Source organism: Cellulophaga baltica (assembly GCF_018861125.1).
In the GTDB taxonomy this organism is placed as follows: domain Bacteria; phylum Bacteroidota; class Bacteroidia; order Flavobacteriales; family Flavobacteriaceae; genus Cellulophaga; species Cellulophaga baltica_A.
Window position 1 is genome coordinate 338,180 of sequence record NZ_JAHKQN010000005.1, and the last position, 14,312, is coordinate 352,491.

At 31.4% G+C, this 14,312-nt stretch carries 9 protein-coding genes and 1 tRNA gene; 6 read left to right on the forward strand and 4 right to left on the reverse strand.

All coding sequences use genetic code 11. The features are described from left to right. Positions 1-17: 17 nt before the first annotated feature. Positions 18-3,062, reverse strand: coding sequence for a SusC/RagA family TonB-linked outer membrane protein (locus tag KO500_RS02215; RefSeq protein WP_215954863.1), 3,045 nt, complete (start codon positions 3,060-3,062; stop codon positions 18-20). Positions 3,063-3,462: 400 nt separating this feature from the next. On the opposite strand from KO500_RS02215, the gene KO500_RS02220 reads away from it, so the two are divergent. After that, positions 3,463-4,473, forward strand: coding sequence for a YHYH protein (locus tag KO500_RS02220; protein WP_215954864.1), 1,011 nt, complete (start codon positions 3,463-3,465; stop codon positions 4,471-4,473). Between the two features lie 44 nt (positions 4,474-4,517). Here KO500_RS02220 and KO500_RS02225 read toward each other — a convergent pair whose 3' ends face one another. Then, on the reverse strand, positions 4,518-5,201 hold the full coding sequence (locus tag KO500_RS02225) for a response regulator transcription factor (RefSeq protein WP_215954865.1): 684 nt from the start codon (positions 5,199-5,201) through the stop codon (positions 4,518-4,520). 481 nt (positions 5,202-5,682) lie between these two features. Here KO500_RS02225 and KO500_RS02230 point away from each other — a divergent pair, with 481 nt between their 5' ends. Both KO500_RS02230 and KO500_RS02235 read left to right on the forward strand, forming a co-directional pair. Further along, positions 5,683-6,960, forward strand: a complete 1,278-nt coding sequence (locus KO500_RS02230; protein ID WP_215954866.1) for a hypothetical protein — start codon at positions 5,683-5,685, stop codon at positions 6,958-6,960. A 95-nt stretch (positions 6,961-7,055) separates the two neighbouring features. Next, on the forward strand, positions 7,056-9,875 hold the full coding sequence (locus KO500_RS02235) for a TonB-dependent receptor (RefSeq protein WP_215954867.1): 2,820 nt from the start codon (positions 7,056-7,058) through the stop codon (positions 9,873-9,875). 130 nt (positions 9,876-10,005) lie between these two features. On the opposite strand, the gene KO500_RS02240 is transcribed toward KO500_RS02235, so the two are convergent. Beyond that, positions 10,006-10,087 (reverse strand) — tRNA-Leu (locus tag KO500_RS02240). A gap of 139 nt (positions 10,088-10,226) precedes the next feature. Here KO500_RS02240 and KO500_RS02245 point away from each other — a divergent pair. From KO500_RS02245 to KO500_RS02255, 3 genes are all read left to right on the forward strand, one after another. Then, entirely contained in the window at positions 10,227-11,618 is a 1,392-nt protein-coding gene (locus tag KO500_RS02245) for a dipeptidase (RefSeq protein ID WP_215954868.1), read from the forward strand. Positions 11,619-11,783: 165 nt separating this feature from the next. Beyond that, on the forward strand, positions 11,784-12,683 hold the full coding sequence (locus KO500_RS02250; RefSeq protein ID WP_215954869.1) for a YHYH protein: 900 nt from the start codon (positions 11,784-11,786) through the stop codon (positions 12,681-12,683). A gap of 105 nt (positions 12,684-12,788) precedes the next feature. After that, on the forward strand, positions 12,789-13,493 hold the full coding sequence (locus tag KO500_RS02255; RefSeq protein ID WP_215954870.1) for a toxin-antitoxin system YwqK family antitoxin: 705 nt from the start codon (positions 12,789-12,791) through the stop codon (positions 13,491-13,493). A gap of 122 nt (positions 13,494-13,615) precedes the next feature. Here the strand turns inward: KO500_RS02255 and KO500_RS02260 are convergent, their stop codons facing one another. Continuing rightward, on the reverse strand, positions 13,616-14,197 hold the full coding sequence (locus KO500_RS02260) for a PhnA domain-containing protein (protein WP_215954871.1): 582 nt from the start codon (positions 14,195-14,197) through the stop codon (positions 13,616-13,618). Positions 14,198-14,312 lie beyond the last annotated feature (115 nt).

The window sequence follows — 14,312 nt, forward strand, 5'->3', positions numbered from 1 at the left end:
TTTGTTTTTAAATATTCTTAAAATGTTAAATTAAGGCTAAGACTAACAGATTTAACTGTTGGATAATTTCCAAAATCAAAACCTCTCACTGTATTACTCGATGTATTATTATCACCAGAGGCTCCAAAATAGTTTACTTCAGGATCCAAACCAGAGTAATTTGTGAAAGTCAATAAATTCTGAGCACTTAATGATAATCTTAATTTTGACAGACCTATTTGATCAAGAATATCTGCAGGCAAATTATAACCTATAGCTATATTTTTTAATCTTACATAACTACCATCTTCAACAAAACGAGAAGAAATTTCTCTATTACTATTGTTACCAACTCTAGGGTCATCTGTATCAGTATTTGTAGCTGTCCAAGCATTATTGTAATAATCGTAAGTAGTATTAGAATCACCATTATACAATTGCACATTAGTCATATTAAAAATATCTCCACCTTGAGAACCTTGAAAAAAGATATTTAAATCCCAGCTTTTATAGTTAAAGTTATTTGTAATACCCCAAGTAAAATCAGGATTTGGATTACCAATAATATCTCTATCAGAAGTATCAATATCTCCATCACCATCTAAATCAGAAAATAATGGGTCACCGGCAACACCATCAGTTAATGTTGCTGTACCTTCTGGTAAGTCACCTCCTTGATATACACCTTCATAATTTAAACCGTAAAACAGACCTACTTCTTCTCCCTCTCTTAATATGTAGTTATTATCTACACTAAAATAACTAGGCGCTCCATTACCAAAGAAATCAGCTCCATTAATTAGGCTTTCTACAGTATTTTTATTTGTAGCAAAAACAAAATCAGTAGACCAACTAAAATTATCATTTGTAATATTTCTAGTATTTAAAGAAATCTCAAATCCTTTATTATTAATCTCACCAACGTTTGTAATAATCTCATCGTTAAGAAGACCAAAAGACCATGGTATACTATTATCAAACATAAGTACATCTTTGGTATCAATGTTATAATAATCAACAGAAAGAGAGACTGCACTACTAAATAAACTTAAATCTAAACCTAGGTTCATTTGATAAGAAGATTCCCATTTTAAATTTGGGTTAGAATTTTGATATGGAGTAACTGCTGTTACCGTCTCACCATTACTTGAGGCGTATATGCTACTTAAAACTGCTAAAGATTCGTAAGCACCAATTGATGGGTTACCTGTAACACCATAACTAGCTCTTAATTTTAAATTTGAAATTGTCTGACTATCTTTTAAAAAGTCTTCATTAGACACTTTCCAACCTAAAGCTCCTGAAGGAAAAATTGCATATTTTTCATTAGCTGCAAAGTTTGAAGCACCATCTCTTCTTACCGTTGCAGTTAGTAAAAATCTATCATCAAAATCAAAATTCGCTCTACCAAACTGAGATTGAATTTCTGTTTCATTAAAATATATATCTCCTGAAGAACCATTAATTAAACTTGTCGCAGTATATAATCCATAATAAGAAAATGAATCATCAATTGTACCAGTACCTTCGCTATAAGAACCTTTATTTGTAGTTTTTTGATAAGAATAACCTGCTAAAAGAGTTAAATTTCCTTTTCCAATCTCTTTTTTGTACGTTAAATAATTCTCATTTAATACAGACTTAGTTTTATCTTCTGAAATAATTGCTCTACCATCTACACCACCTGATGTTAATGTTAAAGTTCTAGGAGTGTAAACTCCTCGAAATTCATTTTCAGTACTTAAACCAAAAGTTGTTTTAAAAGATAGACCGTCAAAAATTTCATAATCAGCAAATAAATTAGCTCTAAAAATATCTATTTCGGTTTCATCTATTTTTTCAGTTGCAACTGCATAAGGGTTATCAACTTCATCACCAATTTGATCATTTGTTGCAAATGTACCGTCATCATTATAAATACCTTTATCTGGAGCAAAACGCATAGCTAAAGAAACTACATCATCACCACCAACAGAAGCTGAACCATCTGATTGAGTAGAAACACCATTTTTAGTACTACTACTTCCTGTTAAGTTTAATCCTAATTTTAATTTATCAGAAACTTGAGCATCTATATTTGATAAGAAAGATAATCTCTCATATCCAGAATTTATTAAAACACCTTCTTGATTGAAGTAAGTACCAGAAGCATAAACATTAATTTTTTCAGAACCACCAGAAAAAGCGATTTGATGATTTTGAGTGCTACCAGTTCTATAAATCAAATCTTGCCAATCTGTATCATAATCTCCTTGAACATAAGGAGTTGAATTACCTTGATTAGTTCTTATTTGATTTTGATAATCAGCAAAATCAGACGCATTTAACAAGTCTAATCTATTTGAAGTACTTTGAACAGAATACGTTGAATTAAAATCAATATCCATTCTACCACTTCTACCTTTTTTGGTAGTCACCATTATAACACCATTAGATCCTCTAGAACCATAAATTGCAGTAGCTGATGCATCTTTAAGCACCTCCATAGATTGAATATCATTAGCTTGTGGCATTGTTGCACCAATAAAACCATCAACTACAATAAGAGGTGAACTACTTGCATTAATTGAAGTATTACCTCTAATTTTTATACTTATAGGAGCACCTGGTTCACCACCATTATTAGATTGTACAACTACACCAGCTGCACGACCTTGCAGTGCCTGTTCTGCATTTAATACCGGAAAAGCAGTTAAATCTTCTGTTTTTACTGAAGACACAGAACCTGTAATATCACTCTTTTTTTGTGACCCATAACCAACAACAACTACCTCTTCTAATAAACTAGCATCTTCTGCTAACGTAATGTCTAGTGTTGTTTGCCCTGTAATAGTAACTGATTTTTTAGAATATCCTAAAGAAGAGAATTCTAAAACATCTCCTTTTTTTACAGTTAATGAATAGTTCCCATCAAAATCTGTTGATGTTCCCGTTGTAGTATTTTTAATAACTACGTTCACTCCGGGAACAGGAACGCTAGTCTCGTCGATTACAGTACCGGTCAAATTGTAACCGTCCTGTGCAAATAATGACAAATTGAAAAACAATATCATCATTAAAATAAGTTGAGTTTTTAAATTCATTTCAAATTTTGTTTTAATTAATAATTTCTTTTTAAGAGTGTTTTTATAATGGTTTTCCAAATTGGTGAACCAGTTTGGAAAACCAAATGTATGTTATTTTAAAGTTAAAAAATAATTTATTTATCAATTTGATATTTAAAATGAGTAAAAAATAGGCATTTGACAATTTTAATTAATTAAAATTACGAGTCTCATATATCAGCAAACCTACGCCAACATTGAAAAGTTCGACAAAATCGGATGGTATTATGGAATTAAAAAAAAATATAAAGAATTTTGTTAATTAACATAAACAGCTAACATATTTCACTTATAATTAAGCCTAATTGACTGAATTTGTATATATTATAACATAATTTAACTCATATTTGATATGAATTTTATTTAAAAATCCCTAATTATGAATACGAGCTTAACAATTATTAAGAGAATCAAAATTTTTAGTTTAGTAATAACCTTTACAACTATAAATTATTCTTGTAGTAGTGACAGTGAGAATACCGATGAAACTTCAACTGAAGATGACGTAACAACTTCAACTTCTATTGATGTAAATTCTGATTACTTCACCTCATCGCTTTCAATTTCAACAATACCCTGCACTCTATCTGATGGAACGGAAACAGATTGTTACCAAATTGTAACAACTAGTACACCTGAAGATCATGATATGGGCCCTTGGTGTCCTGATAATATTGAAGACGATGCTGAAGCTGGTGGAATTTGGTTGGATGATGGCAACGTATACGATGTTGATGGTGCATTTGTTGAAAATTTATCAACCTTTTATAATGACGACACTTGGTTAATGTATGATGATAACGGAGACGTTTATATTACAGAAACAGAAGAAGACTGTATAGCGGCAGCTAACCCTGATGTTGGTGAAGAATATAAAAACTATTGTGTAGAGTGTCTACCTTCTTATATTTCTGATCTTGAACAAACATGGATAATACCTATAACTCCAGAATACCAAACAAGTACATATAATTTTTTAGCTACAGGTGGTCCAGGAGTAGAAGCTGGTCCTTCAACGAGAGGAATTGCGCTTAATGGTATTGAATATTCCGCACCCGCACCAGTAAGTGACATTTTAGGCGCTTATACACTTGCCCCTTTTGATGATGCAGGTGGTCACATTAATGTTCACCAAGGATACCACTACCATGCAGCAACTGGTTATAGCACTACAATTACGCAAACTGATGATCATGCTGCATTAATAGGTTATGCCATGGATGGATACGCAATTTACGAACTGACTGATGCAGATGGGAACGAACCTAGTGACCTTGATGACTGTCGTGGTCATTCAGATGATGTCCGTGGATACCATTATCATATAGATTCTGCAGGAAATAACAATTTTATCGATTGTTTACACGGGGCCTATGTAGCCAGTTACTAATTATAAAAAATAAGACAGTTTAAAGTACAAGTTTTTATAGTACTTTAAACTGTCTCAAATTTATAACCTACTCCTGTCATTGTTTTTAAATGACTCTCTCCTATTTTTTTTCTAAGCTTTGTAATATGAACATCAACTGTTCTTGAACTGACCTCATTATCTTTCCAAACCTTATTTAAAATCTCTTTTCTTTTAAATATTTTATTAGGACTTGATGCTAATAATGCTAAAAGTTCAAATTCTTTTTTAGGCAAAATAATTTTAGTTCCTTCAGCAATTACAGAATATTCATCCCTATTTATAGTAAGTCCATTAATATCAAAACTTACTTCTTCAAAATTTTCAATAGATTGCCTGCGCAATAATGCTTTAATTTTTGCCACTATTAATTTTGGCTTAATAGGTTTTGTTATATAATCATCAGCACCTGCATCAAAACCAGCCAATTGAGTATACATTTCGTTACGTGCACTAAAAAAGACAATTAATGTATTTCTTAAGTTATATATACTTCTTAGTTGCTCACAAGTTTCAACGCCATCAATACCTGGCATCATAACATCAAGAACAATTAAATCTGGCATAATACTTTTAGCTTCCTCTATTGCTAGTTTTCCGTTTTTAGCAATGTGAACATTAAAACCTTCTTTAACTAAATTATACTCTAATATCTCAAGAATATCTTCGTCGTCATCAACAAGTAATATTTTATTTTTTGATTGTTTCAAGTTCTATAATTTTAAATAAGCGTAAGGTAAAAACGAGTAAAAAACATAAATTCATTAGTGCATTTTCGTTATTAATTCCTGCTTTTAAAATGAAATATTTTCAATAGGACACTTATTGTAAACCAGAAATTAATTGAATCAAGACAGTAGGACATAACGTTTAATTAACATAAATCACACACTTAAAAATTAATATATCAAAAAGTAAAATTAAAAAAATAATACTACTCTTTAGACCCTATAAACATTAGTATTTCAACATTTAAAAAAATGAATCACATTTGATATTTTAGCAAATTTACAATAAATATTTGTTAAGAAATATTTCTTTTATTTAGATTTTAGTAACAACTAGGTAACAAAATTAAAAATTGTAAACATTAATATAATAAACAGTTAAACCAAACATAAATGGTTCTTTGCAAAAGTAAAATCTAAAATCATGTTTATTTGCAGCAAAACATTTACTAAATATTTAATTATGAAAATTCTAGAAAATTTAAAATTTATTTTTACTGCATTCACACTTATTTTATTTGTGGCATGTAGTAGTGATGATGATAATTCAACCACTGAAGAAGAGGAGGAAGAAGTAGTTGATGAAACTACAGTAACATTAACAGGTGAAATTACTGAAGACACAACATGGTCTGCAGATACTATTTATGTATTAGATGGTAAAGTTATTGTTGGTGAAGGTGTTACTTTAACTATTGAGCCAGGTACAATCATCAAAGGTGAAGAAGGTACAGGTTCTTTAGCTTCTGCTTTAATTGTACAAAGAGACGCTAGTATTTATGCGGTGGGAACTGAAGATGATCCAATTATTTTTACTTCTATTTTAGATGATGTTACTATTGGTGACTACATTGGAACTTTAAGCACTGACGAAGCTGGTCTTTGGGGTGGTTTAATAGTATTAGGTAACGCTCCTGTTTCTTTAGAAGGTGATGCTACTGAACAACAAATTGAAGGTATTTCTGCTAGTGATACTTATGGTCTTTACGGTGGAGATGATTCAGCTGATAACTCAGGTACTTTATCTTATATTTCTATTCGTCATGGTGGTGCTGATTTAGGTACTGATAACGAAATTAACGGTCTTACATTAGGTGGTGTTGGTTCTGCAACTTCAGTTTCTAACATTGAAATTGTTTCTAATGATGATGATGGTATTGAAATTTTTGGTGGTGCTGTTAACGTTAGTAACATATTAGTATATCTTGGTCATGATGATGGTATTGATTTAGATCAAGCTTACACAGGTACAATTTCTAATTCTGTTGTTGCTCAAGGTGTAAATTCTGATTCTGCTTTAGAATTAGACGGACCAGAAGGTACATTAGAAGGAACTTTCACTTTAGATGGTATTACTTTAATTGGAAATAATGATGATGATGAATCAGCAAACAATCGTCGTATGGCTGATTTTAGAAGTGGCTTACTTGCTAACTTAAACAATGTTTATGTTACTGGTTTCCCAAGTTCTTCAACTGTACGTTTAAATGGTGATGATTCAGCTACTAATTATAACAACGAAGAGTTAACTCTTTCTAGCTGGGAAATTGTTCTTCCAAGTGATATAACTGAAGTAACTGAAATATTCGCTACTACAGGATTAGAAGAAGTTACAACAACATTTGTTGATGATTCTACTGGTTTTGCAACTGCTATTGAAGCTGGTGCTGCAACAGTAGGAGCTGATACTTCAGTTTTTGCTTGGACTTATGCTAACACTCAAGGTGGACTTGGATTTTAATTAATAAACCCAACAAACTTAATAAGTCTGTTTTATAAAATTAAGGCTCGTTTGAAATAAATTTCGAACGAGCCTTTACATCTAAACATAAGATAATGACAATCAAAAATACATTACTAGTACTTTCATTATTATTTTCATCAATTATATTCGCCCAAAGTGGCGTGTCTGGGACACTTTTTGACAGTGAAGCAAATGATGTTTTACCATTTGCTAACATTTTCGTAAAAGGAAGTACAAAAGGAACAACATCAGATTTTGATGGTAAATATTCTATTGAATTAGAACCAGGTACTTATACTTTAATATTTTCTTACTTAGGTTATGAATCTAAAGAAGTTACAGGAGTAGCAGTTACAGCAAACAAATTTTCAATTGTAGATATAACACTTGATCCTGCTGCAAATGCCTTAGATGAAGTTGTTGTTACAACAACAGTTAAAAAAAACTCTGAAGCTTCTGTTCTACAAATGCAAAAAGCATCTGTGAAATTATTAGACGGACTTTCTTTACAAAGCATCAAACGTACAGGAGCAAATAATATAGCATCAGCTGTAAAATCAGTTCCTGGAGTTTCTGTTCAAGGTGGAAAGTACGTTTATGTTCGTGGTTTGGGTGATCGATACACAAAGACAACCTTAAACGGGATGGATGTTCCTGGATTAGATCCAGATAGAAATACATTACAATTAGACTTATTCCCAACAACAATTCTAGATAATATCCAAGTTGTAAAATCTTTTACTGCTGAATCTTCAGCTGATTTTACAGGAGGGTTTGTTGATATTGTAACTAAAGATATTCCAGTAAGAAAAGAGCTAGGTGTAACGGTAGGTTTAACCTATAATTCATCAATGCATTTTAACAAAGACTATTTATCTTCAGATAAAAGTTCAACTGATTTTCTTGGTTTTGATAATGGCGATAGAGATTTACCTTTCTCACGTTCACAATCAATCCCAAATCCAGTCTCAGGTGATAGTGAGTTAACAACACTTACTCGTAGCTTAACCCCACAAATGGGTGTTGAAAAAAAGCAAAATTTCATGAATTATAATATGGGATTAGCTTTTGGTAATCAATACAATGTAGGTGAAACATCTAAATTAGGTTTTCAATTGGCATTAAATTACCGCTATACTTCAGAATTTTTTGAAGATGCAGAAAATAATTATTGGCAGAAAGAATCTACTGATTCAAGCGATTTTGAATTGGTGGCTGACCGTTTACAACAAGGAGATATTTCTGTAGATAATGTTTTAACAAGTGCATTAGGTGGTATCGCTTTAAAAACTAAAAAATCTAAATTCAGATTAAATTTATTGCATATTCAAAATGGTGAATCTACCAATGCCTTTTTTAATGTTGAAACCTTAATTGATAATACTGTTACTGGTGTTAGAGATAATATTGAATATACACAAAGATCAATATCTAATGCTTTATTAGCCGGTACACATACTAATGAAGATGCTTCTTGGACTTTTGATTGGAAATTATCTCCAACTTATTCTGTTATTAAAGATAAAGATATAAGAGTAACTTCTTTTGTATATAACAGCCTTGGAAATTTAATTTTAGATGCAAACACGCTTGGTGCTCCTACAAGAATATGGAGAGAGTTAACTGAAACTAATTTATCTGGAAAAATAGATTTAACTAAAAAACACGAGTTATTTGGTAATAATGCTAAGTTATTATTCGGTGGTGGTCATACGTACAAACAACGTGATTACGGAATTGATCAATATCTAGTTGAAGTTAGAGGTACACCAGCAGTTGCTATTAATGGTGACCCAAATAACTTATTACTTGAAGAAAATATTTGGACTACAGATACGGATGAAGGAACTTATGTTTCAGGAAACTATGAGCCTGTAAATACTTTTGATGCTAATTCATCAGTATCATCAGCGTATGTATCAGAAGAATTTCAGTTAAGTGATAGGTTTAAAAGTACATTAGGTGTCCGATTTGAAAAGTTTGACTTACACTATACTGGGCAAAATAACTCTGGTAGCATTGTTTATGATAATGAAAAAATAATTGATGTTTCAGACATTTTTCCAACTGCAAATGTTATTTATGACTTAAATGAAGAAGGTAACACTAAAATAAGAGCTTCTTATGGTAGAACAACAGCTAGACCTTCATTTAAAGAAGCTTCTATTGCCGAAATAGCAAACCCATTAAACAGTACTGTTTTTATTGGTAATATTGATATTGAACCTACATACATAAGCAACTATGATTTTAGATTTGAACGTTACGGATCTAGCTCGCAATTTTTCGCATTAAGTGGTTTTTATAAAGCTTTTAAAGATCCTATTGAAATTGTAGCATTTGAAGCAGCACCTAACAACTTTCAACCTCAAAATGTATCTTCAGCAAATGTGTTTGGTGCAGAGGTAGAATTAAGGCAAGGACTTGAGTTTATAGATGCAGGTTTAAGAGAAATAAGCTTAAACTTAAATGTTTCAATTATAGAATCTAGCGTAGATATGAGTGAAACTGAATACAACTCTAGAGTATCAGCAGCTCGTGATGGTGAAACTATTGAAGACACACGTGAATTACAAGGACAATCACCTTACCTAATTAATGTTGGTTTCAACTATAATGGAGAAACAAACGGTTTTACTGCCGGAATGTTTTATAACGTACAAGGAAAAACATTAGAGGTTGTAGGAATTAGAGCAGTGCCTGATGTTTATACTTTACCTTTTCATAATGTTTCAATGAATTTTGGAAAATCATTTGGTAAAGAAGAAAGATCAAAAATTTCATTACGATTCCAAAACATCTTAAATGATGATAGAGAAAGTGTTTACCAATCTTTTGGCGCAGAAGATCAAATCTACTCGATAAGAACTCCTGGGCAAGCAATTTCTTTAGGATACAGCTATAAGTTCTAAATTTATAGAATCTCATTCATAATTAATATATAAAAGCCCCGTTTGGGGCTTTTCTTTGTTTTGAATATTAGAAAGGAATGTTTTTTAAAATCAAAAAAGCCGAAGATTTACATCTTCGGCTTTTTATTTGTACAGGCGGAGAGACTCGAACTCTCACACCTCGCGGCACTAGATCCTAAGTCTAGCGTGTCTACCAATTCCACCACGCCTGCATAAAACCCTAATTTTTCCTTCAGAAAAATAATATTTATTTCGCTAAAGGAGTGCAAATATAAATTAAAAAATCAATTTATAAATACTTCTTTAAAAAAACTTCTTTTTTGTATTTTTATAAAAGATTAATTTGACTTAATGGATTCTATAAAAAATTATATTTCAGAACACAAAGATCGTTTTTTAAACGAGCTAATTGATTTACTTAAAATGCCTTCAGTAAGCGCAGATACTGCTTATTCACAAGATGTTATAGAAACAGCAAATGCTGTTAAAGAGGCTTTAGAAAAAGCTGGATGTGATATTACTGAAATTTGTGAAACGGATGGTTATCCAATTATTTATGGTGAAAAAATAATTAACGAAAAGCTTCCAACAGTATTAGTTTACGGTCATTATGATGTACAACCGGCAGATCCAATTAATTTATGGGCCTCTCCTCCTTTTGAACCTGTTATTAAAAAAACAGAATTACACCCTGAAGGTGCAATTTTTGCCCGCGGTGCTTGTGACGATAAAGGTCAAATGTATATGCATGTAAAAGCATTAGAATACATGGTAAAAACTGATAATTTACCTTGTAATGTGAAATTCATGATTGAAGGTGAAGAAGAAGTTGGCAGTAACAACCTTGGTATTTTTGTTGCTAATAATAAAGAGAAACTTGCTAATGATATTATTTTAATATCTGATACAGGAATGATAGCTAATGATGTACCTTCAATAACAACTGGCTTGCGTGGTTTAAGTTATGTTGAAGTAGAAGTTACAGGCCCTAATAGAGATTTACATTCTGGTTTGTATGGAGGTGCTGTTGCAAATCCAATTAATGTACTTACAAAAATGATTGCGAGTTTACATGATGAAAACAACCATATTACTATTCCTGGTTTTTATGATAAGGTAGAAGAACTATCAACAGAAGAACGTGATGAAATGGGTAAGGCTCCTTTTAACCTTGAAAACTATCAAAAAGCTTTAGATATTGATGCTGTATATGGTGAAGAAGGCTATACTACAAATGAACGTAATTCTATTCGACCAACACTTGATGTAAACGGAATTTGGGGTGGTTATACAGGTGAAGGTGCTAAAACAGTAATTGCAAGTAAAGCCTATGCTAAAATTTCTATGCGATTAGTTCCTAACCAAGACTGGCAAGAAATTACAGATTTATTTAAAACTCATTTTGAGAGTATTGCACCTAAAGGTGTAACTGTTGAAGTAAAACCTCACCACGGTGGCCAAGGTTATGTAACACCAATAAATACACTTGGCTACCAAGCTGCATCAAAAGCTTATGAAACCACCTTTGGCAAAAAGCCAATACCACAACGTAGTGGTGGTAGTATACCAATTGTTTCTCTTTTTGAAAAAGAATTGAATAGTAAAACAATTTTAATGGGCTTTGGCTTAGATAGTGATGCTATTCATTCACCTAACGAACATTTTGGAGTATGGAATTACCTAAAAGGAATTGAAACTATACCGTATTTTTATAAGTACTTTACTGAAATGACTAATAAATAAACAATTATTTACAGCTTAAAAGCTACATAAATACTTTTTCATTAAAATAGTAACTGATAGATAGTCATTATTTACTGAATTATAAGGCTTACTCACATAATAGTAAAATAAGTTAGCTTTTTAAATCTTAAATTCAAAAACAACTTATCTATAAAAAGCTAAACAATGAAAAAGTATTTTTTAATTTTAATACCACTATTCTATCTCTCTAGTTGTAGTGATTCAGATAATACTGATGATAGTACAACAGAAGATGATGAAGAAACAACTGTAGATATTTCATCGGTAGTTGAAAGTTCATTTTATACAGACAATGATGTAACGGTTAATGTAGATGGTGAAACTATCACTATAACTAGTACAGGTTTACCTGATCATAAGACACCATATTGGGATATTGAAAATATGGAGCACGAATTGTACGAGCCTTTTCCGAGCTACATTATTGACGATACTGATGCTTATGATGATGATTATGATGAATTAAGTAGGTTAATGAGTAGCGATGATGACGGCAATACAATTATTACCTATGAAAATAACATGAATACGGAAATGATTGTTTTTGATTATAGCATGGAAATTCCTACATATCCTGAAGAAGCCGAAAATAAAGAAGAGACAGATCTTGGTTTAATAGGATTAGCTTTAAACGGAGTTCCAATCTACAATAATTATGAAGGTGCTACTGTACTTGGTGTAGTTGCCATGAGTACTTTTGATTCGGCAGGTGCACACCCTGGTCCAAATTCAGATTATCATTACCATACAGCAGCACAATTAGGTATTTATGCGGATGACGATGGAAGTAGTTATCCGACTGTAAATGATTCTAATTTAATTGGTTTTTTAAGAGACGGATATCCAATATATGGGCGTCAAGAAGAAGATGGCACTTATCCTGATGATTTAGATGAAAACGGAGGTCATACTGATGTTACAGCAGATTTTCCTGATGGAATATATCATTACCACTGTAGTAATACAAATTACCTAAATACTGGTTGGTATGTGATTAAAGAAGGTGCTTACCACGGTACCCCCGGCCCTTATACTGGAGGTTAAAATTTAATAAAAAGATAGCTCAAATAATTTAAAAACTATTATAGCTATCTTTTTCTTTACTTATTTTAAACTACAGACTAGTTATAGTTAACTTTCTAATTCACTATGCAAGCACTTTTCTTAAAATATCACTATTATTTTGTTTTAGCCTTTATCATACTATTTGGGATTAGCTCATGTAAACAAGCTATAAATAAAAATGATAAACAAGTGATAAATAGTGAAGCATTACTGGCGCAAAAGGTTAAAACTGTTATTGACCTATCGGGAGTTCCAAACGATACTATTACTTATTCTAATCTTAATTTTTCTATTAAGAATGGACTTTTTTATTTTAAAGACAAAAAATATTCTGGAATCTTAAAAAAGTACCATCCTAAAGTTAAAATGGTTGTTTATATTTCTGTTTATAATGGAAAACGACATGGTCCTTACAATAGTTATTATGAAAATGGTAGACTATGCCAAACAAAACAGTATAAAAACAACAAAATTACTGGCCGACATTATATCTATTGGAAAAATGGCAACTTAAAAATAAGCTACTGGTACTATAATGGTATTAAAGAAGGTGTTCAAAAAAGGTGGTATAGAGATGGCTCTCCTTTTTGTGAGTTTAATTATAAGAATGGAAAACGAAATGGAAAGCAAAAAGCATGGAGAACATCAGGAAAACTTCAGATTAATAATGAAATTATAAATGGCAATACATATGGTTTAAATAGAGCATCTCTTTGCTACAATGTTCAAAACGAAAAACCGGATCTTATAGGTTATTCTACTGAAAGACCAAAAAAACCAAGAAAATAATACTAACAAAAATTAATTTTAGGTGTTACGGCTCTTTCTGTTTTACTAAAATTACTACGAATACTTTAAAAAATAAAATCCGCTTTTAGAAAGCAGATTTTATTTTTGTAACTGTAATACAACTATATTTTTTTTACGTATTTAGTAACTATCACTGTCATTGTTGGGCCAACTTTACCTTCAATAAATTCAGCATTTTCACGATCTAATGATATTCTACGAACTGCAGTACCCTGTTTTGCTACTTGGCTCGAGCCTTTAATTTTCAAATCTTTTATCAAAACTACGTTATCTCCATTTTCTAAAATAACACCGTTTACATCTCTATGAATAATTTTATCTGCTTCGGTTAAGTGTTCTCCTGTTTCTTTAGCAAACCTCAAAGTATCATCTTCTAAATACAGCATGTCTAATAAATCTTTAGGCCACCCTTCACCTTTTAAACGTGATAGCATTCTCCATGCAACAACTTTTACAGTATCAAATTCACTCCACATACTATCATTTAAACAACGCCAATGGTTTGGATCGGTATTGTCAGGATTTTCTATTTGATCTATACAAATGCCACAAGCTAAAAGACTACTATCAATACCACTAACCGATACTGGTGGTACTTCATAAACTTTTAAATCATCTGTTGACGCACATAATTCACATGTGTTACCACTTCGGGCTTGTAACTCTTCTAAAACACTACTCATAACATAAACTTTATAAGTACAAACTTAAAATTATAATTTAATATTCACTTTAACACAACCATTTAATATTTAAAAACATGTAACGTTTCACCTTTTTGCAGTACTAAATACATAT

Excerpts from the sequence above, each read along its gene's own strand:
- KO500_RS02215 (WP_215954863.1), bottom strand. The coding sequence starts at position 3,062 with ATGAATTTAAAAACTCAACTTATTTTAATGATGATATTGTTTTTCAAT.
- KO500_RS02220 (WP_215954864.1), top strand. The coding sequence starts at position 3,463 with ATGAATACGAGCTTAACAATTATTAAGAGAATCAAAATTTTTAGTTTA.
- KO500_RS02230 (WP_215954866.1), top strand. The coding sequence starts at position 5,683 with ATGAAAATTCTAGAAAATTTAAAATTTATTTTTACTGCATTCACACTT.
- KO500_RS02235 (WP_215954867.1), top strand. The coding sequence starts at position 7,056 with ATGACAATCAAAAATACATTACTAGTACTTTCATTATTATTTTCATCA.
- KO500_RS02245 (WP_215954868.1), top strand. The coding sequence starts at position 10,227 with ATGGATTCTATAAAAAATTATATTTCAGAACACAAAGATCGTTTTTTA.
- KO500_RS02250 (WP_215954869.1), top strand. The coding sequence starts at position 11,784 with ATGAAAAAGTATTTTTTAATTTTAATACCACTATTCTATCTCTCTAGT.
- KO500_RS02255 (WP_215954870.1), top strand. The coding sequence starts at position 12,789 with ATGCAAGCACTTTTCTTAAAATATCACTATTATTTTGTTTTAGCCTTT.
- KO500_RS02260 (WP_215954871.1), bottom strand. The coding sequence starts at position 14,197 with ATGAGTAGTGTTTTAGAAGAGTTACAAGCCCGAAGTGGTAACACATGT.